The sequence below is a fragment of the Sphingobacterium sp. UBA7253 genome (genome assembly GCF_002472745.1).
GTDB classification, from domain to species: Bacteria; Bacteroidota; Bacteroidia; order Sphingobacteriales; family Sphingobacteriaceae; genus Sphingobacterium; species Sphingobacterium siyangense.
On the sequence record NZ_DKSP01000169.1, the window covers coordinates 8,695 to 27,969 of the forward strand.

At 41.2% G+C, this 19,275-nt stretch carries 13 protein-coding genes and 1 pseudogene; 2 read left to right on the top strand and 12 right to left on the bottom strand.

Features of this window, described 5'->3' with window-relative positions; translation table 11 throughout:
• Positions 1-161: 161 nt before the first annotated feature.
• From B2X72_RS17200 to B2X72_RS17255, 12 genes are all read right to left on the bottom strand, one after another.
• Positions 162-1,577 carry an MFS transporter gene (locus tag B2X72_RS17200; protein WP_286850849.1) on the bottom strand — a complete coding sequence of 472 codons (1,416 nt, stop codon included), beginning with the start codon at positions 1,575-1,577 and terminating at the stop codon, positions 162-164.
• Between the two features lie 23 nt (positions 1,578-1,600).
• A complete protein-coding gene (locus B2X72_RS17205; RefSeq protein ID WP_286850850.1) occupies positions 1,601-2,770 on the bottom strand; it encodes a glycosidase in 1,170 nt (389 codons plus the stop codon).
• A gap of 37 nt (positions 2,771-2,807) precedes the next feature.
• Positions 2,808-3,968 carry an alpha/beta hydrolase gene (locus B2X72_RS17210; RefSeq protein ID WP_286850851.1) on the bottom strand — a complete coding sequence of 387 codons (1,161 nt, stop codon included), beginning with the start codon at positions 3,966-3,968 and terminating at the stop codon, positions 2,808-2,810.
• Between the two features lie 91 nt (positions 3,969-4,059).
• On the bottom strand, positions 4,060-5,556 hold the full coding sequence (locus B2X72_RS17215) for a glycoside hydrolase family 30 protein (RefSeq protein ID WP_286850852.1): 1,497 nt from the start codon (positions 5,554-5,556) through the stop codon (positions 4,060-4,062).
• 254 nt (positions 5,557-5,810) lie between these two features.
• Positions 5,811-6,902 carry a hypothetical protein gene (locus tag B2X72_RS17220; protein ID WP_286850853.1) on the bottom strand — a complete coding sequence of 364 codons (1,092 nt, stop codon included), beginning with the start codon at positions 6,900-6,902 and terminating at the stop codon, positions 5,811-5,813.
• A gap of 200 nt (positions 6,903-7,102) precedes the next feature.
• Entirely contained in the window at positions 7,103-8,149 is a 1,047-nt protein-coding gene (locus B2X72_RS17225) for a glycosyl hydrolase (RefSeq protein WP_286850855.1), read from the bottom strand.
• A 22-nt stretch (positions 8,150-8,171) separates the two neighbouring features.
• A complete protein-coding gene (locus B2X72_RS17230) occupies positions 8,172-9,842 on the bottom strand; it encodes a cellulase family glycosylhydrolase (protein WP_286850856.1) in 1,671 nt (556 codons plus the stop codon).
• 6 nt (positions 9,843-9,848) lie between these two features.
• Positions 9,849-11,036, bottom strand: coding sequence for a glycoside hydrolase family 26 protein (locus B2X72_RS17235; protein WP_088162439.1), 1,188 nt, complete (start codon positions 11,034-11,036; stop codon positions 9,849-9,851).
• 8 nt (positions 11,037-11,044) lie between these two features.
• Positions 11,045-11,983, bottom strand: coding sequence for a hypothetical protein (locus tag B2X72_RS17240; RefSeq protein ID WP_201303565.1), 939 nt, complete (start codon positions 11,981-11,983; stop codon positions 11,045-11,047).
• 10 nt (positions 11,984-11,993) lie between these two features.
• Complete coding sequence (locus B2X72_RS17245; protein ID WP_070566742.1) at positions 11,994-13,526, bottom strand: RagB/SusD family nutrient uptake outer membrane protein; 1,533 nt, start codon at positions 13,524-13,526, stop codon at positions 11,994-11,996.
• Between the two features lie 11 nt (positions 13,527-13,537).
• Positions 13,538-16,600, bottom strand: a complete 3,063-nt coding sequence (locus B2X72_RS17250) for a SusC/RagA family TonB-linked outer membrane protein (RefSeq protein ID WP_286850858.1) — start codon at positions 16,598-16,600, stop codon at positions 13,538-13,540.
• Between the two features lie 224 nt (positions 16,601-16,824).
• Positions 16,825-17,703: an AraC family transcriptional regulator gene (locus tag B2X72_RS17255; protein ID WP_070566744.1), complete on the bottom strand. Its 879-nt coding sequence runs from the start codon at positions 17,701-17,703 to the stop codon at positions 16,825-16,827.
• A 162-nt stretch (positions 17,704-17,865) separates the two neighbouring features.
• Here B2X72_RS17255 and B2X72_RS26670 point away from each other — a divergent pair, with 162 nt between their 5' ends.
• Positions 17,866-18,147: a transposase gene (locus tag B2X72_RS26670; RefSeq protein WP_070566746.1), complete on the top strand. Its 282-nt coding sequence runs from the start codon at positions 17,866-17,868 to the stop codon at positions 18,145-18,147.
• A pseudogene (locus B2X72_RS17260) lies at positions 18,135-18,989 on the top strand (IS3 family transposase); the annotation flags it as partial. The gene B2X72_RS26670 and the pseudogene B2X72_RS17260, both read left to right, overlap by 13 nt.
• Positions 18,990-19,275: the final 286 nt, after the last annotated feature.

The window sequence follows — 19,275 nt, forward strand, 5'->3', positions numbered from 1 at the left end:
CTTTGCTAGCATAGGGCACCAAATGATTATGCCCATCCATCTTTCCGTAAAAACCGCCAAATTCCAGATCGACCATTTTTTCACTCCAAAATGGAAGTATGTTGTTTTCAAGTATTTCTCTAAAACGATTCATTTAATTCAAGCTAAATGTATTGATTCATCTATTTTTTTTCAAGATCAGCCTCTCTTTTATTCTTTAGATCATTAAGGATCAGATCCATCCGTTTTTCGCTCAAAGGGTAAAAACTTATGAACAACACGGATAATACAGTACCGATTGCAGGGAAAAAACTCAAGAACATCCGAATACCATGAAGTGCTTCGTCACTCTGCTGCTGATTGGCCTGAAAACCATAATAGGCCAATAGCCAACCTGTCAGAGCCGTCCCAAATGCCCAGCCGAGCTTCTGACTCATCGATGAAGAACTAAAGATCAAACCTGTTGCCCTATTGCCTGTGCGTAGTTCGGAATAATCTGCACAGTCGGCATACATCGACCAAAGCAAGGGAAATACGCTCCCAGCGCAAATACTGATGAGTACCTGAAGAGAAAATATAAGAATTAGTTCTTCTTTGCCCAACCAGTAAAAGGCAATACTTCCCACCGTAGCAATAAGCATGGCAATCATATAGGTGCTTTTTTTTCCGATACGATTACTGACAGGAGCTGCTAATACAACACCTAATATATTAGCAGCTTGCCCAAGGGCCAAATAAAGTCCACTTAATACAAATGGTACCTCAAAAATCATGATTCGGTCGATTTGATGCTCCTCAACATAATACTTGAAGTAGTATAGCGTTGCTCCATCCCGAATGGAATTAAAAACAAGCGCCGCCACCCCGGCTCCCAGCAGTATCCACCAAGGACCATTTTTTAGCAAGTCCCCGATATCTTGCTTTAATGTCGAGTGATGCGCCGTCACCTCTACAACCCTTTCCTTTGTCCAATAAAAACATAGCAAAAAAAGTATCGTTGAAAATGCAGCAATAACTAGTGCAGCCATAAACCAACCATGCTGAAGTGACGTAAGATCTGCTCCCGCCTTACTGAAAAAATCTATTAATGGGTTGAATAAAAGCAGGGTAACAAAACTCCCGATATAGGCGAATGTCATCCGAAAGGTAGCCAGTACATTACGCACTTTGGGAAAGGGACTCATTACACCCAATAATGATGCATATGGTACGTTGATCGCCGAATACACCATCATCATCAAGGAATAAGTCAGGTAGGCATAGATAATTTTTCCGGTATGCGAAAAATCAGGCGTATAAAATGTTGCTGCACCGATCAAACCAAAGGGTATGGCAACATAAAGGATGAATGGTCTGAACTTGCCCCAACGGCTCCGTGTACGGTCTGCAAGTGCACCTATAATGGGATCGAACAACGAGTCCCAAACTCTGGTGATCAAAAACATGGTACCAACAGCTTTCGCCTCCATACCAAAAATATCGGTATAAAAAAACATCAGGTACATACCAAACAGCTTCCAGAACATGGACGACGCTGCATCTCCCAGACCATATCCGATTTTCTCTCTCAACGAGATTTTTTCATTTTCAATTCTCATAAGTAGGTATTCTGGATACAAATCTAACTATTCAGATTTTTTGAAGCGATCGTATGTACGACCTTGACTGATGCTGCTGACCGAAATCCATCCTGGGCTGTATTAAAACAATAATCAAGCAATCTGTCTATCGATGATAAGGCGACATGCATCCGTGTATCGCTCGAAGCATAATAGATATAAACGGTACCATCGGGGTCTTCGATCCAGCCATTTGAAAAGAGTACGTTGGAGACATCTCCTACTCTTTCTATACCCTTGGGTGCCATAAAATGTCCCGCGGGTTCAGCAATTATTTGGTCGGGATGTGCCAGATCTGTTACAAAAAGATAGAGTACATACCTAAGGCCTGCAGCACACATCCGTACGCCATGTGCCAGGTGTAGCCAGCCACGCTCGGTTTTAATGGGCGCTGGCCCTTGCCCATTCTTAAGCTCTTTAATGGTATGATAGTGCCGGTGATTTATAATTTTCTCTTCGGAAACAACCGCATTTTCCATACTGTCTACCAGCCCCCAACCTATTCCACCACCTTTGCCTGCATCAATAAAACTATCCTGTGGACGTGTGTAAAGTGCATACTTACCATCGACAAACTCGGGGTGGAGGACCACATTGCGCTGCTGACTGCTGGATTGTAAATCTGGCAAGCGTTCCCATGTGACCAAGTCGCGGGTACGTACAATGCCGGCAGCTGCAACTGCCGAAGATAGATCACCAGCAGGAGCTGCGGGATCTTTGCGTTCGGTACAGAAAATACCATAGATCCATCCGTCCGCGTGTAGCGTGAGACGCATATCATAGATATTGGTATCTGGAATTTCGGTCTCGGGAATATCTATCGGATAATCCCAAAAATGGAAACCATCTATGCCATTTTCACTTTCGGCAATAGCAAAAAATGACTTGCGATCATTACCCTCTACGCGCACAACCATAATATATTTGTCCTGCCACTTGATTGCCCCAGCATTGAATGTCCCATTGATGCCGAAACGCTCCATCAGAAAGGGATTTCTCTCCTCATCAAAATCATAACGCCAATGAAGTGGTGTATGATCAGCAGTCAGAACTGGATAGGTATACCGCTCGTATATCCCATTTCCTGGCAATAATGGCGTATTTTTTCGAGAAATTAGTTCCTGATGTGCTTGTTCGATAGCTTGTCTACGATTTTCAAATATTAAATTCATCTTCTATAAGTATAGTTTTGTTTCTCTTGTATATTTTCTATTTCTTGTGCTCTTTAAAGATCTGTTGGACAAATTTTTCCAATTGTCCCCTCCAGAATGACCATTCATGGCCAGCATCTGCCTGGTCATAGACATAATCAACCCCATAGCTTTTCAACTTCTGGAGAAAAGCTAAATGTCCGTTGTACCGAGGATCTTTGGTACCACAGCTGGACCAGATATAGACAGCTTGACTATTGGAAGAAGATTTTAAAGCTGACATATTGGGGATATAGCGATCAAAATCAAATGCTGGATCACTCAAAAGTCCCGAGCTAAATTGACCTATATATTGGAAAGTATCTTTATTTCGCATACCGATCACGAAAGCCTGCCCTCCTCCCATAGATAAACCAGCTATGGCCCGAGATGACTTATCCTTACCCACATTAAATCGTTGCTCGACAAGCGGCTTCACGTCGTTTAGCAACTCATCTTCAAGAAGATCCATCCCTTCAACTGAACTACCCCCGGCCCATGATCCATCCGTTAGACCATTGGTCATAACCACCAACATGGGTTTTATTTTTTTTTCGGCAATCAAATTATCCATGATATACGCAACACGCCCATCACGAAACCAACTCCCCTCATCATCTCCCCCACCGTGCCTGAGATATAAAACTGGCAGCGGTTTAGTTGACTGGACAGCTTGGGGTGGCACATAGACATAAAGGTTGCGCTGCTTGTTTAATTTGCTAGCGGTATAGGTTAAGATGCGGAGTTCTCCGTGGTTGACGGCTCTTAACTGATCAACGGCAGGCTGACGTGCTATAATTTCCAATACACTGCCATACACTTCTGTGCCGTATTTGACTTTAGGATTGGCTAAATCTATAGAACGTTTTCCATCTACCACAAATACATACTGATAAATACCTGGCAATAGGGAGCTCGTAGATGCCGTCCAAACACCGCTTTTATCCTGTTCCATCGCCAATCTCATAATGTCCCAGTCGCCAATCTCGACCTGCACTTTGCTGGCTTGGGGAGCCTTCACACGGAAGGTAACCCGTCCACTGGAATCAATCGCAGGTGAAAATTTGCCTGTCGATGCCTGCCACCATCCGGCTGTGCTAAATGAGGATCCGTCCTGCTGTGCTTTAACAGGCAAATAGAGACCTAACAACGCTGTGCCCAATAAAATTAGTTTTTTCATCTGTATATCATTTGTTTTCAATGGTAATGAGGCCGCCAGATTTATTCTTCCCACTGTGTGGTTTGAATATTCATGGTGGTTTCATAATTTTTTATTCTGATTTCCAGCAATAGGTGCCTACTGCTCCAGCAGCTAACTTGATCATGCTGAATTTACCCTTATACTGAACTTTTACCTCCCGATCATAGAATGAACTGTTTGCAACAATCAGGACAATCTCTTTTTTGGGAGTAAGAAACGCAACATTGGGCAATACTCCACTATTCTGTACTGTAGTAACGCGTTTGATATCCGCGTTTTCCTCGTCCGTGGTAATGTCAATACCTTGATCATAAGGAGCATTGGAGGAAACACGTACCGATCCCGGCGGAACGAATTTTGAAATATGTGCAACAACGTAATAGGCCACATTTCTTGATACCTGATCTCCATCAATGGTAAGTGCGCCCTGACATATGGCACATCCACCATTATCTGTATGGGGATCATTATTGGGATCTGCGGCCAAATTCCACAATATCATATTCCGGCTCCAATTGCGCATGGTTCCGATAACAAGGCGTTCGGTCTGGTAGGCAAGGTTGCTGATTTTACTCTGGCTAGATTGAATGACCATCTGTTCTGTAAAATAGATATTTTTGTCAGGTCTGGCTTGATGCACCAATGACATCGTACCAATGTCACCTCCATAGTGGTGGAAACCGGATCCATCTACATATGGACCAATAGCAGGGTCATTCAACAGGGTCAATGGATAATCTGGCCGATCACAATTATGATCAAAAAGAATAATTTTTGTATCCGGCTTCAATTTGTTAAAGACAGGCAGTAAGTGGTCTCTTAGAAAATTGCGCATCTGCGATACAGAAAATGGCATACTGGGAGTATTCCTCGAATTGAGTGGTTCATTTTGCACGGTGATCATATGAATAGGGATCCCATTTTTTTCCATTTCCTGTACATAACGTAAAAGATAACGGGCATATACAGGATAACAGTCCGTCCTTAATGAACCGCCTTGAAACTGCTGTCCCACTTTCATCCACACAGGAGCAGTCCAGGGTGAAGCCATAATCTGAATTTTGGGGTTGATGGCCAAAATTTCTTTGAGTACAGGAATGACATGTTTGTAATCATGCCCCAGGCTGAAATTCAAAAGATCCGGATCTGCTTGGCCACCACTGAGATCATTATAGGTATAAACAAAGCTATTTAGATCGGATGCACCAATACTTAAACGGATAGCACTAATGGCGATTCCATCTCCGGCACTGAAAAGTTCGTGTAGAAGCTTAGACCTTTTATCCGGTACCATCTGATGTATCAGTTGGGCACTACCTCCCGTCAGCGCAAACCCAAATCCATCAATAGTCTGGAATGCCTGTCTTTCGTCAATAACGATAGGTAGTTGACGCCCCCGTGATGTCGGCTCGAATACTGCCGGCGGCCCTGCGGAAAGCTGCGAAAGAGGCTGATCTTGGGTCACCCACTGGTTTAATTTGTGTTCTTGCGCCTTCAATTGAAAAACAGATAGGATCGCAAATAATAAGGCGTATAATAATTTTGGATTTGGTCGTCGAATAATCATAATTTGTGAGCCTAGTCTGAATATTACAATTGGTTATCTTTTAACATCTCTACAGCAAATTTACTTGGTAAAGCTTACCTCGACTAATACTATTTTAGCAGTAGGTAATTCAATTCGAACTATAAATCATCAAAATAACACTTAAACATCACTCACGGCATATACTATTTTATCTCCAAATTGGCCAACTTGTAAAAAAGGAGCAGTAAACTGCTCCTCTAACACCAATTACCAATCACTAGAATACAGTACTGTTAGGGATAAACTAGATTCGGATAATTGACATAAAAATCATTTGTAGCCACCTTAATGGCATTAAAATTACCGTAGTTATCATTTTCCCATGGATTTTTCCATGCACATACACCTGCGTACCCGTTCCAATAGCTTTGTTTGTAATAATTGGCTAGAGTAATATTCCAATTACCGGTATTATTATAGGATGAGCTGTTGACATTATACCCCGGTGTTTCTCCGATCAAGACAGGTTTATCACCATTATCTAACCAATAGCCGATGGTCGTGGTAAATGGCGCCCCGGAGGATTGCCACTGGTACCAATGGGGTGAATAAAAATCTAAATAGGCGTTGGAATTGTTGTACTGCGCCTGCAATTTTGCATTGCTATAATTATTGCCCCCATAGGTATCCCATGATGTGTACCTATCGCTGTTAAAAATAATCCACATTGAACCTACCGTCACCGGCTTGGTAGAAAATTGGTTTGTCTTGGCCGCACACCATGCAATGAAACGCACGACATTGTTCTTATTTAAATTGCCACAGTTTGCATCACGCCACATATGCTCTGGTTCATTGCAGATATCATATCCCATAATGGTGGGTTCATTTTCATAACGCTGCAGAAAGGGGACAAGAAAATATTCGGTATACCACTGGGTTTTGTTGACGTCATTGATGATCTGCCTAAATTGATTGTACTTGCTGCTGGTATTCTTTACCATATCAAATGACCAAAATGTCACCAGCAGATACACTCCCTTTGATTTAGCGATCTGAACGAGTTGGTCCATATCTGTCCAGAACTGACTACTGGCACCTGTGACAAGACCGTCACCGTTTAAAGACGGACTATGGCTCCCCGACCCATGCACCCAGATTCTAGCAAGGTTAATTTTATTATCCTTGTAACGCTGAAACTCATTGCTCCACCAGATGTAATCAAAATTTCTACCTAAAAAATCTAAAGTATAATCGCTTTGCTTTTGCCAGGCTGTGTTGATACCATTGAAAAAAATCTGCTTTGAGGCAACATAAAATTTATTGCCCGAAATAGTCACGGCATCAGTGATTGAAGCCGGAGCAACACCATTGTTCAAAGCCATCTTTTTCTGCTTGGGCAGAGATTCTGCAGCCTGATCAAAAGCTTTTTTTTGGCAGCTGTATGACAATATGATCAAGCAGATACACCATAATTTACATAAAGATCTCATAATTGTTTATTTTGGTTATTCTAAGATAGTGAGCTAACGATATCGCTGGCTAATACTTTATTAACAAATAGTTGTACAAGAGTGTAATTATTTTACTCACCCAGCATAATTACCTGATCGGAACCGTATAATGCTTTGATATCAGCCTCATTGTTCTTTTCAAAGACCAATTCTGACCAGCCCATAAAAAACACCCAATTGGGCTGGTCTTTAAGCACCTCAAGTGACGGTAATACCTGGCACTCTCCGATCGCCATTGGCCTTCCTGCTGCTACACGAACGATCGCATCATACTTTTCATTACTAAACCCCGTGTGATCATCGTACACATCAAGCGAAACAATATCCCAATAGGATCTTCCGGGATTATACAGCTCAACGTCAGTATCCAGGCTTTGAAAATCTTGAACATTCCAAACCCAAATTAGATTATCGAGCTCTTTTTTCTCAACCATAAAGTCATGTACATACCGGTAGAGTCTAGCGGTGCCTTTTTCTCCCGGGCGTCCCCCCCACCAAAATTTCCCCTGATTCATCTCATGAAAGGGCCTGAACAGAGCGATGACCTTGTTGTCTTTCAATCGCTTTAGATAAACTGCAATTTCTTCCATCATCGAGACTAATTTACCATGCTCTAAGGTCCCTTCTATAAAAAGGTTTTCCCACTGGCTGTCTGTCAAATGACTTAAAACGCCACGTCCGTCATCCCAGCTACAAGGTTGTCCATTGACAGGGTTGCAGGCGTGCCACATGATATTAACAATTGCACCCTGATGGAATTGGCTGATAGCCTCATCAATCATAGTGCTCCTGTGATCAATATTTTCCTGCTGAAATAAAAAATCACCGCTCCACAGCTTCGGATATCTACCTACTAGTTTGTTTATGGCATTGGTCCAGCGGGCAGGCTCACTATTGGGTTCGCGATTGTGTATACCACCAATAACACGCTTTCCCTTAATCCGGGATAGGTAATCCATTATCTTTTGCTTTTCTTTTTTAGCCGACCACGAAACAGAATCATTGACCTGCGTATTTGCCGCCAGCGATTGGCTAGTCAATGTTTTACAGCCGATCCCGGTGATCACGATTAATGAACTACATAGTAGCGCTAGTGACTTGAATATATTTTTTTCCATAATAGGTGATTTGTTACTGTCATTACTTAATGATATAAAGCTTCTCTTTTTTAGATCCCACAAAAAGATCTTTCAATACTATTTTTCCGTCCTGATAATCTTTCAGCTCTTCTGCCTGATATTTTAATGTAAGCGGGTCAAATGATTGGATCTCCTTTTTGTTTCCGATGATGTCCAAAATCTCTACGCTACTACTAAAAACCTCATTCGTGGGATTGTAAAGATAGATATAGAGTTCCTCGCCACATTTTACGCCATAGGCTTCAAGCCTACCGGCTTTTAATGCCAATGGCTTGAATTCTCCTTTTCCATTCAGCAACATACGGTCGCTCAATTGCCGTACCCCACGATAATAAGGTAGCATATCCCTATTCTGAAAGTATTCCCACCACCAGCTCATCGGTAGGATCGGTGTTGATGAGAAAAGCCCATACCAGAGACCCCGTTTGAAATCTAATTCCATCTCATATGCAAAATCATCAAAATTTTGCTGCCAATCCCATTCATAGCCAAACTCGCCGATGACATAAGGCTTTTTATGTTTTGTGGAGTATGCATTGATTTCTGAGGGTATCAGATCAGTATGTTTGTAAATGTGTTTTTGATTGATATCTATTGCCTCGATATCATTGAGCCCCGGGATATCTCTATGGGATATGCTGGTAGTAACAATGTGTTTATATGGATCTATCTTTTTTAAATAGGTAGCCATTTCAGTATGCCATTCTACAATAGCTTTAGAAGAAATCGGCTTTTCCCGACCATTAAACTGTATATTATCTACTTCATTCAGAAACTCCCACATAGCAATATGCGGTGAATACCCCCAGCGTGACACAATGTAGCGCAAACGATTTTTATAAAGCGTTTTAGCCTCTTCGGCTGCAAAAAACTCGTCCGTCGTCTTTACCCCTCCGATATTATCGGATCTGAAATTACCCATTCCCAAAGTAAGCATAACATATAAATCGAGTGAATCGGCAAGATCGACGAGATGATCGAGCCGGCGTACTGCGCTGGGGTTAAAATGAGCTGGATCTGACTGGTAGCGATCATTGTTGAATCCGTCCTGAAAATCTATGGGCAAATTCCAGGGACAGATCCAGGTCCTAAAGAAATTGCCGCCATTTTCAGCAAATTCGGCAAGCATACGGTCATAATTATAAACGGAAGCATTTTGGTGCAGTGCTGCATAATATTTTGAATCGTCTTTACGCCTTGATTCCCAACAGATGTTTTCGGCTATCCCACGAAAGGATGTACCGTTATCAAATTGTAAGGACCAGTTATTTTTAACACTTAGAAATCCTTTTTCTGCCGTTTCCCGCACCCGCGCATCGAATTTCCTAGATGTGGCGACTATTTTTCCATTTTTGCTCAATACGAACTTAAAATGATAATCGCCATGCTGTCTGGGTGAGAACCGGGCATTCCATTCTGAAATATCCCCAGATTGCCCCTTTACATAAAAGCACGGCTGAAGCAGTACCTCACCTGATGCTGTATATATCTCCATGTCAAGCTTAATGTCTTCCTGCAAATAAGGGTTTGTCCAGGTCGATTTAAGTTTTATAACGAAATCCATCCGTCTTCCTTGAAGTGCTGCTGACTCCTTAAAATCGACAGAAATAATCTGGGAAAATGTAGTTACTGGAAATATGAAAAAAAAGATTATTCCAATTAAAAAGCGCATACCTGATTAATTGACGGTTACACCATCGGCCAATACATACATATTGGGGAGGTCCTTTGAAAATAAACTTATACTGCTCCTAAATAGCGTTTTGAAATCATCGGCTGAGGGATGCCCTTTCCATGGTCCATAGAAATGTATCCCTTGCTTTAATGGATCGTATTCATTTCGCCACATAACGACCATACTGATTTTTTTACCAACGAGTGGAGTGAGGATCTGCTCGGTCCAATAACTGACATAGGGTACATTACCATTTCTGATCCCTTCAATTCCTGTTTCGGTAACACCAGCAGGCTTTTTCTTTTCTAAAGAAAGCTCTTGCAACGCGTTTAAATTGGAAAGAAACGCTTGGGTATTTGTACCATGATAACAGTCCATACCGATAAAATCGACTAATTCATCCCCCGGCCAGCGGAATAGCAGATCTTCTTTCCGTCCATTATTGTCCCGTTGTGGCGATATCGCAAAAATAAAATTATGTACCCCTTTCGCTACTGTCAAATAAGATAACGTAAACTTCCAAAGCGCTATAAACTCTTCACTAGTCGTACAAGAACTTCCCCACCAGGACCAGCTTTGGGTATGTTCATGAAAAGGTCTAAAGATAACAGGAATCAATTTGCCATTGCCATCCTTCAATGAAAGTGCAAACGTGGCGAGATTATCCAACCAACTTTTAAATTTTAAATTTGTTGCACTTCCATCGGTCAAAATTTCTTTAACAACTGTTTTTGATGAATTGTCCCATGAATCCCCGCCCGTCAAGGGATTGTTTAGGTGGCACATAGCGGTAATAACTTCACCACGGGAACGCGCTTCAAGGATAGCCTTTTTACGGGCCTCGTTTAAAGTCGCTCTGGTACGGCGGTCATCCATCAATTCAGCAAAATCAACACTAAAAACTGCGGGGTAGTCGCCTACAATTTCGTAAACGTCAGATCTACCGGCAACTTCCTTCCATTCTCTGCCGTAGATCAGATCATCATGATGGCCAAACATAAAGCCTTTGTCTTTTATCTTCCATAATTGGGAGTAGAGCGCTTTAGTTTCTGCCGTCGCCTGCTTGTCAAATAATCGGAGTTCGATTTGTGAGGGTTTTTCTCCGGGCTTTTGATCTGTGGCCGGATCAGCCTTGGTACATGCCGTTCCACCTATTAAGATGGACACGGCATACATAAATAACTTCTTCATGATTTGGATCAATTACGCTTTTTCACTTCCACCCAATATCTTCTGGGCTTTTTCACAAACTTATCATAGTCTGTATAGATTGCAGACCAGTCGTCATTACCGTTCAATGAAAAAGCAAAAGCATTGTTAACAATTGTTTTAGCCTGTTTATTGCCAAGATCCTCGGTACCAGGACCAAGAAAACTACAATTTACGCTGCTTCCATCTGCGGCAATTAGCGTCAAGATATCGGTTGTGTAGTCCCGCTCCCATTTCCCTTCACCCTTCGGTATTTTACGATAAAATTTATTGACATCTGTTTTGGGGTCTGGTGTATAAATGAAATTGGCATATTTTCCGTCAGCGCCGGCATCATTTACAAATGTACCCGTAGTTTTACCTGTCGGTGTTACTCCTGTCAGTTTAAAGGTTATGCTATTATCCAATTCCACTTGAGGACCATCAGATACAGGCCATATCCATGGTTTACTCGTTAAGGATAAAACCGCGCCACCACCATATTCAGGCCCTGTACCACCATAAAGTACAAGTCCGGTAATATCGTAGGTACCGAGGATCGTTTCGGTAAAAGGCTCGACGATGACCTCCCATTCTCGAGATTCACCTGTCTCTGCTGTCACGGTATAATTATACTTATAGTTGCCGGCAAGAAAATTGACTTCAGAACCAGAGGCAGGCGAAACAGTAGCGCGATAAGATTGTTGGATCACAGGTTTCACTTTGGAAAAGTCAGTATTGTCCTCCACCAATACTTTTACTTTCACTGTCCCAGCGGCCCTGTCTACAACTGCTGCTCCTATCTGCGTAAAGCCTGTCCCCATGGAAAAGTTTTCAATGGATTTCTCATTGCTCTCGACTCCCTTATAGGGATCCTTTTTACAACCAAAGACTGTAAAAACCAATATCAAATATGCTGCAAAACCAGCTTTATATGTTTTCAGATTCATAATAAAATAGTTATGGTTTCAATAATGGGTTTGTATCAATTTCACGCTGTGGAATTGGAAAAAAGTATGCTCCTGAAGTGATGGATTTACCATACTTTTCTACCAAAACTTTTTCCATCAGATGATTGCGTCGTAAATCAAACAGCCTATTCCCTTCAAATGCAAGCTCTAGTGCACGTTCTTCAACTACTGCCTCACGAAATGCAGCGACCGAAAGATTTGCTGTAAGCGGGCCTAGGCCTGCCCGGCTACGGATTTTATTCACCGCAGCATATCCCTCAGCTGTAGGACCAGCAGACTCTGCATAAACCAGAAGAATATCCGAATAACGTATCACCGGCGAATTGGTACTCATTTTATCTGCATCCCGAAGTGGATCAATGTACTTTCGGGTAAAAGGTCGCGAGAAATCCGCAATACCAAGTTTAATGGTTTTGCCATCGGGATTGACAACTTCTGAAACAATAAGGTCTGTTTTCCTCTTATCACTTGAGTTGTAGCTGTTGTAGTGCGCGGCCTCCATCTGAAAATGGTTCCACCCTTTACCAATATTGATTATTGTAGTCTCAGGATCGCTTGGATTGTATGGAATACGCATTGCAAAACCGGGATCAGGCAAAAACATGTTCGGTAATTTGGAATAATTCCCCTCGCGCTCACCTGAGCGATCTACAGCAGCGTCAAATATGTGTTCGGAAACGGCAGCTTTTTTATAAATTTCAGTATTCCAGATATCAGGTAACACACTTGTAAAATTAAAAATTTGCTGATCGTTGATCACTTTTGCGGCATATGTATTCGCTTCAAGATAGAGCTTTGTCGCATCAGTTACAAATTCGTAGCCTGGCGAAGTTGAAGCTTTTGAAGACGCCATATGGAGGTATACCTTTGCGAGTAATGACTGGGCAGCACACCGATTTGCCCTTCCCTCAAAATTTTTAGAAATTGACATCAATTGTTCCCCTTGCTTTAGATCAGCAATGATAACATCGTAAACCTGCTGGATACTTGACTTGGCTACAGGGATCTGCTCGGCCTCAACAAGGGGTTCTAAACGAAGCGGAACTTCACCGAATAGACGCACTAGATTAAAATTGTGAAGTGCACGCAAAAAATAAGCCTCGCCGATAATTTGATTGCGGTCAGCTTCCGCCATATTAGGAACGTTAGGAACATTGGCTATTACGGCGTTAGCACGTGAAATACCACGATAAAGATATGTCCATAGATTATCAAGATCTGAATTTGTCGAGGTAGTCCGTAATTGATCCAGTTCAAAATTTGACTGCCCTGCATCTGCTTTCGCTGTCAGATTCTCAGTCGGCAATTCAGTAATAATGTAATAACCCCTAGAATAATATCCGACTTCAGGCAAAATGGCGTAAGCATAGATCAAGCCTGAAAGCGCATCTTGCCCCGTCTTGTAAAAAGACTTTGAATTAACTATTCCATAAGGCTCTTCTGTTAGTTTAGAACAGGATATAAAAGTACTGCTGATTAGTCCTAAAAGACAAATAGGTATAAAAAGTTTATTGATTTTCATGGCTGTTTAATTTAAAATCCAACGGATAATCCAAGGGAATAAGTTCGAGGTCGTGGGTAATTACCCCAGTTGATTCCATCCAATCCCATCTCGGGATCAAAACCCTTGTTAAATTTGGTAAAAGTCAGTAAGTTATTGCCGGCGGCAAACAACCTTAATGTGCTGATGCCAGCAATCAGGCCCGGCTTAAAATTATAGCCAATGGTAACATTTTGCAGTCTAAGAAAGGAACCGTCTTCAACGAAAAAATCCGAAGCTTTATAGCCTCGCGTATTATTGGCTCTAGGATATAACTGACTTGGGTTATCGGGCGTCCAGCGCTGCACTTGCCTGCTCGGTGTCATCTTTTGAAGATCGAAAACATCATTCCCATATACGCCGTAAAACTGGGCACTTAGGTCAAAACGCTTGTACGAAGCACTGGTATTAAAGCTATAAATGAATTTAGGTGTAGGGTCGCCAATTACTGTACGGTCATATGTAGGATCTATGGTCCCATCAGACTCGCCCTTAGGGCCGCTGATATCGACGTATTTAATCTCACCTGGTAATGCCTCCCGCCCAGTAAGTCCGGCACCTATCCCTTCCTCCAATGTTTGAATTATTCCATTTGCACGATAACCATAGAACGTATACATTGGTTGGCCAACGATAAAATGGTTGACATTCTGACGTACCATTTCAATCAATGATCCTGTGACAACACGGTCACTCTCGCCCATTCTAACCACTTTGTTACGGTTGAGAGCGAAATTGCCACCAACAGACCACTGTAAACCGTCGGTTTGAATTACTTTAGCATTGAGTCCCAATTCGAAACCACGGTTACTTATTTCACCATCGTTTACCCATTGTTGATCAAAGCCTGAGGATGGTGAAATTGTACGCGTACGGAGTAAATCTTTCGTCTGCTTGTCGTAATAATCTGCCGTCAGGGTAAAGCGCTGGTTCATAAACCCGATATCCAAACCAATATCGAAAGATGTTGTCGTCTCCCACTTTAGGCTTTTGTTCCCTAAGCCACCAACGACAGTAAGCCCCTGCTCATTATTGGCTCCGGCCAAGCCCGGACCAAAGCCCGTCATAAAACCATTTTGTGATCCTACAAAATAGCGCTCAGAGCCATAGCGGTCCATGGTCTGATAAGGAGATATCCCCTGATTACCTGTCAATCCATAACTTGCTCTAAATTTCAGCTCGGAAAATGCGGCCAGGTGTTTAATGAATTCTTCTTCACTTAATTTCCAGGCGAATGCTGCTGACGGGAAAAAGGCCCACTTATTATTGTCCCCAAATTTAGTAGAGCCATCTGCGCGACCGGTCAGGGTAAAAAGATACTTATCTGCTAAAGCATAATTTACCCGTCCAAACCAAGAATTCAATGTAGATGAAGAGAGTCCATTACTGAGTGTCTTTGTCTTTGCACTGTTGAGATTTTCATTTTGAAGGTTATCGTTAACAAAATTCATCCCTATCAAATTACTCGTTCTTGTTGTTGATGTCTGTAAAGAGAAACCTCCTACAATATTGAAGCGATGTATATCGTTAAATGTCTTGTTGATGGTGAGATAGTTTTCATTGACTAGCTCATTATTGTTATAGTTGCTAATAGAGCCATAACCTGTATTTTCATAACCTCGAAATGTCACAGTGGCTGGCTCGTAGATATCACCAACAGAATTACCAAACTTAGTACTTAACTGTGTCCTAAACTGAAGCCAATCAGTAAATTTTATATTAGCAAATACTGTAGCCAAGACGTCTATAGTCTTTGACTTGTTGAGCACTTCATTAGCGATCGCTATCGGATTACCAAAATCCGTAGCCGATGTACGAAAATAGTTTCCATTTTTGTCATAAACAGGGAATATACGCGTACGGCCGGCACTCAAATTTTGCCCTTGATTGTTCGTATGTGTCAATATCACATTTGTACCAGCGGAGATAGCCTCAGTTAATTTTTGGTCTAAATTCAATCTGCCGGTATATTTGTCATACGCATTTTTTATCGCGAGTCCCTCTTCCTTATAATAATTACCGGACATGGAGTATTTTGTATTATCTGAACCTCCATCTACACCAAGCGTATAGTTTTGAGAAAAAGGGTTCCGATAGACTAAATCTGCCCAGTCGGTATTGGTGGTCCACTGTGGTTTATTGGGGTCCAACCCGCGCAATTCAGCTATAGACGGAAAGTAAACCCCACTCCTAACTTCGCCTAGATAAGGTAACTGGCTTAAAGGAGTCCCCCCATTTAATGCCGCCTCATTTGCATAAACAGCTTCTTCGATGCCATCACGCCAAAGATCAGGTTTGACAGCTAGTGTTGAAATAGAATTTAAAGTGTTTAAAGATATTCTTGGTTTACCGGCTCTTGCCTTTTTGGTGGTAACCATAATAACTCCATTGGCCCCACGCGAACCATATATTGCTGCTGATGAGGCGTCCTTAAGTACTTCGATGGACTCAATATCTTCAGGATTTATCTGTTTTAGATCTCCTGCATCACCCCAGGGAAATCCATCAACAACAACAAGTGGCGCATTGGATCCATTGAGAGAGCTATTACCACGGATACGTACTGTAGCGCCAGCTCCAGGCTTACCGCTTGAAATTGCCACTTGGACTCCAGGGATCTTTCCTTGCAATAATTGATCCACTGATGAAGCCGGAGTCTTGTTTAGGTCCCCACCTTTGAGTGTGGCCACAGCGCCTGTAAGATCACTCTTTTTAACTCCGCCGTAACCGATAACAACCACATCCTCGAGATCGACTGTGGCGGTTGCCAAAACTGCATTTACAACTGTTTGATTATTTAATTGGACGTTTTCGGTCTTGAGTCCGAGCGAAGTGAAGGTCAAAACTCCTGTTCCGCCTGGCACAGAAATCTGATAATTCCCTTTTTCATTTGTGGTGACTGCCTGATTTCCATATTTTACTGTTACTCCAGCTAAAGGCTGACCCTGATTGTCCCGAACGGTTCCGGAAACTAATCGACTCTGAGCAACACTTAATTGAACGGCAAATAGCGCACTGCAAAAAAGAGTATAAGTCGTCAATAAACTTCTTCTCATAATATATAACATTTAGATTTATAAATTGCTTACTATGGGTAACTTCTATTAAGCATACGTACTGTATATCCCTTTCTTAATTGGTTAGCCTCAAGTATTAGACAAATATATTCCAATACCCCACTTAAAGATCAATACTATTTTAACCAAATGTTATACTCAAATTAAAATATACCCCATCTTACAATCAAAACCACAAAATACTATATATATTATTTTAACTCTTAAATGAAAACACGGCTGCCACTGAAGTTGAGTCTATAGGCAGATGGGGTACAATTTTTTTTACGTTTGAATGCCCGGTTAAAGTTGGAAATATTATTAAAACCACATAGGTAACAAATCTCAGCGACTGTATTGCTCGTCTCTATTAACATTCTGGTAGCGTGGCCAAGTCTTATTTCATTGAGATTGTCAATAAATGTTTTTCCTGTACGTTTCTTTATAAACCTGGAGAAAGAAACTTCGGACATATTGACCAGTTCGGCGACGTCATTAAGGGAGATCAATTTGCTGAAGTTTTTATTCATATAATCAAATGCTACATCTAAACGACGGCTTCGAAAATTCAGTGATTTGTCCAAAAGCATATCTCCCTCAACCAGTAGTTCAGTGTCTTTGCTTACCGATAAATCCCGCAAAATTAGCATTAATTTTATCACTGAATCAAACCCCACCGTTTTATGCAAATTCAATATTTCGGGTGCGATTGACTTAATAGTGCTTTTCGAGAATTTTATACCAAAGCTGCTTACTTGCAACATTCTTTTAATAAAATTCAGTTGATTTTTATTTAAAAATTGATCGCTAAATAGATCTTTATTCCATTGCACTGTCACTTCAACAATATTCTTTGATCTACAATTATTATTGAACCAGCCATGTGGCAAATTAGGGCCTGTCAAAACGAGCTCATAATCTCCAATTTCTTCAATCCTGTCTCCGACAACTCGCTGAGCACCGGAAGCATTCAAAATCATATTTAATTCGTACTCCTCATGGTAATGATATGGAAAATCAAATTTATCTTTAATGCGATGAAACACAGTGAAGCATTCTGTTTCTCTTAATGGAGTGACTTCTTTGATCGGATGGTGGCTCATAATTGTTAAAATACTATTATCTAAAATAACACTATAGTTATTAATAAACAATAACAGACCAATCAAATAGTATGAATCAAGCTATTATCAGTTAAAATAGTATTATATTTATGATACTCCCCAAATACTGGATAACTGTTTAAATGTTTAAATTAGCAGTTAATAGATGAAAAAACACGAAGAAAGTTTAGTGCAAGCTTCAAAGCTAAAGTAGCTATCGAAGCTATTAAGGAACAGCAAACGATTCATGAGCTTGCCTCTAAATATGAAGTTCAAGCTACGCAGATCAATACCTGGAAGCGGGAATTCCTAGATAATGCTGAAGCAGCATTTACGACGGATAAGCCTATGGTTAATGATGATTCGAAAGAGAAAGAGCTCTATTCGAAGATCGGCGAACTCCAGATGCAGGTTGATTTCTTAAAAAAAATCTTGGGCAAATGAGCACAGAAGATAAACGTAAGCTTATTTGCCCGTCCCACCACCATCTGAGCATTCATAAACAGTGTAAAATCATAGAACTCCCTCATAGCAGTTACTATTTCAAATCTAAGGGAGTATCTACGCTGAAGCAACAGCTGATGAATGCGATAGATCGCAAATTTCTAGATTGTCCATTTTATGGTGTTAAACGTATGACTGTTCACCTGTGTAAAGACCTGGGGTATTTTGTAGGTGAGAAACGTATTCGGAGGCTTTATAAGCTCATGAACCTTAGGACGATATATCCGAAGAAGAATTTGAGTAGATCAAACAAAGCTGATTATAAGTTCCCCTATCTTCTGAGGAATCTCAAGATAGAACGAATAAATCAGGTGTGGCAGGCTGATATAACCTACATCCCCATGTTCCGGGGTTTTATGTACATGTTTGCTATCATCGATGTGTATAGTAGAAAGATCATGGGTTGGGGAGTTTCCAATACAATGAATGCAGAATGGTGCAGGGATATCATGCTTGAAACGATTGAAAAACACGGTAAACCAGATATTTTTAATACAGATCAAGGTTCTCAATTTACTTCCAGTATCTTTGTTCGTGCGCTGCAAGATGCAGAAGTTCAAATATCTATGGATGGCAAAGGTCGTGCGATCGATAACATTTACATAGAAAGATTTTGGGGTTCACTAAAGAGAGAGAAAATCTATTTGAATCCTCCTAACGCAGGGATGGATCTCTATCAGAAAGTTAACGCTTATGTTACCTTTTATAACACGATAAGACGGCACGATTCGCTTGATGATGAAACTCCAGACACTGTTTATTACGCAAAGAAAGCCTCATAATTGGTCGGTGCAATAAGGAAAGCTGGTGGTAGGTATAATATTTCCCTCTTTTTCAAACACCCTCAATCACTTTGGGGAGGGGATTTGAAAAAAGAAAAATATTAGCAAATACAGTCAAAAATTGAAGATTATATATTAAGTTTGAATTTAGTTGTCCAACAAACCGGCAGTATCATAGAGCTCCTGCCACAATGTGGTGATCAATATGCTCGGCTCTTCCTCCATACGCTTTTTTATATGCGTAAAGAATTTTTCAAGCGGATTAATCTTGCATTGAGATTTCCGG

Coding starts and splice junctions, on each gene's coding strand:
- B2X72_RS17200 (WP_286850849.1), bottom strand. CDS start 1,577: ATGAGAATTGAAAATGAAAAAATCTCGTTGAGAGAGAAAATCGGATAT.
- B2X72_RS17205 (WP_286850850.1), bottom strand. CDS start 2,770: ATGAATTTAATATTTGAAAATCGTAGACAAGCTATCGAACAAGCACAT.
- B2X72_RS17210 (WP_286850851.1), bottom strand. CDS start 3,968: ATGAAAAAACTAATTTTATTGGGCACAGCGTTGTTAGGTCTCTATTTG.
- B2X72_RS17215 (WP_286850852.1), bottom strand. CDS start 5,556: ATGATTATTCGACGACCAAATCCAAAATTATTATACGCCTTATTATTT.
- B2X72_RS17220 (WP_286850853.1), bottom strand. CDS start 6,902: ATGGCTTTGAACAATGGTGTTGCTCCGGCTTCAATCACTGATGCCGTG.
- B2X72_RS17225 (WP_286850855.1), bottom strand. CDS start 8,149: ATGGAAAAAAATATATTCAAGTCACTAGCGCTACTATGTAGTTCATTA.
- B2X72_RS17230 (WP_286850856.1), bottom strand. CDS start 9,842: ATGCGCTTTTTAATTGGAATAATCTTTTTTTTCATATTTCCAGTAACT.
- B2X72_RS17235 (WP_088162439.1), bottom strand. CDS start 11,036: ATGAAGAAGTTATTTATGTATGCCGTGTCCATCTTAATAGGTGGAACG.
- B2X72_RS17240 (WP_201303565.1), bottom strand. CDS start 11,983: ATGAATCTGAAAACATATAAAGCTGGTTTTGCAGCATATTTGATATTG.
- B2X72_RS17245 (WP_070566742.1), bottom strand. CDS start 13,526: ATGAAAATCAATAAACTTTTTATACCTATTTGTCTTTTAGGACTAATC.
- B2X72_RS17250 (WP_286850858.1), bottom strand. CDS start 16,600: ATGAGAAGAAGTTTATTGACGACTTATACTCTTTTTTGCAGTGCGCTA.
- B2X72_RS17255 (WP_070566744.1), bottom strand. CDS start 17,703: ATGAGCCACCATCCGATCAAAGAAGTCACTCCATTAAGAGAAACAGAA.